Below are 1,539 nucleotides of genomic sequence, written 5' to 3' on the forward strand. Positions count from 1 at the left end.
GTATGCAACCGGATTTACCAGGTCACACCCCCTACACGCTTAAACCGGGACAACCGTCGCCCGGCTAGCCTAGCCTTCTCCGTCCCCCCTTCGCAGTAACACCAAGTACAGGAATATTAACCTGTTTCCCATCGACTACGCTTTTCAGCCTCGCCTTAGGGGTCGACTCACCCTGCCCCGATTAACGTTGGACAGGAACCCTTGGTCTTCCGGCGAGCGGGCTTTTCACACGCTTTATCGTTACTTATGTCAGCATTCGCACTTCTGATACCTCCAGCAACCCTCACAGGCCACCTTCAACGGCTTACAGAACGCTCCCCTACCCAACAACGCCTAAGCGTCGCTGCCGCAGCTTCGGTGCATGGTTTAGCCCCGTTACATCTTCCGCGCAGGCCGACTCGACCAGTGAGCTATTACGCTTTCTTTAAATGATGGCTGCTTCTAAGCCAACATCCTGGCTGTCTATGCCTTCCCACATCGTTTCCCACTTAACCATGACTTTGGGACCTTAGCTGGCGGTCTGGGTTGTTTCCCTCTTCACGACGGACGTTAGCACCCGCCGTGTGTCTCCCGTGATAACATTCTTCGGTATTCGGAGTTTGCATCGGTTTGGTAAGCCGGGATGGCCCCCTAGCCGAAACAGTGCTCTACCCCCGAAGATGAGTTCACGAGGCGCTACCTAAATAGCTTTCGGGGAGAACCAGCTATCTCCCGGTTTGATTGGCCTTTCACCCCCAGCCACAAGTCATCCGCTAATTTTTCAACATTAGTCGGTTCGGTCCTCCAGTTAGTGTTACCCAACCTTCAACCTGCCCATGGCTAGATCACCGGGTTTCGGGTCTATACCTTGCAACTATTCGCCCAGTTAAGACTCGGTTTCCCTACGGCTCCCCTATACGGTTAACCTTGCTACAAAATATAAGTCGCTGACCCATTATACAAAAGGTACGCAGTCACACCACGAAGGTGCTCCCACTGCTTGTACGTACACGGTTTCAGGTTCTATTTCACTCCCCTCGCCGGGGTTCTTTTCGCCTTTCCCTCACGGTACTGGTTCACTATCGGTCAGTCAGGAGTATTTAGCCTTGGAGGATGGTCCCCCCATATTCAGACAGGATGTCACGTGTCCCGCCCTACTCATCGAACTCACGACCTGTGCATTTTAGTGTACGGGGCTATCACCCTTTGCTGCGCGACTTTCCAGACGCTTCCACTAACACACAAGCCGATTCAGGTTCTGGGCTCCTCCCCGTTCGCTCGCCGCTACTGGGGGAATCTCGGTTGATTTCTTTTCCTCGGGGTACTTAGATGTTTCAGTTCCCCCGGTTCGCCTCATGCCACTATGTATTCATGACATGATAGTGTGTCGAAACACACTGGGTTTCCCCATTCGGGTATCGCCGGTTATAACGGTTCATATCACCTTACCGACGCTTTTCGCAGATTAGCACGCCCTTCATCGCCTCTGACTGCCTAGGCATCCACCGTGTACGCTTAGTCACTTAACCTCACAACCCGAAGATGTTTCCATCGTTCGCG

General features: G+C 53.1%; 1 rRNA gene. It reads right to left on the reverse strand.

Going from position 1 to position 1,539, the window contains the following annotated elements:
• A 23S ribosomal RNA gene (locus QMZ29_RS04835) occupies positions 1-1,508 on the reverse strand; the annotation flags it as partial.
• Between the last annotated feature and the right edge of the window lie 31 nt (positions 1,509-1,539).

Source organism: Serratia sp. PF-27 (assembly GCF_030053255.1).
Lineage (GTDB): Bacteria > Pseudomonadota > Gammaproteobacteria > Enterobacterales > Enterobacteriaceae > Serratia > Serratia bockelmannii.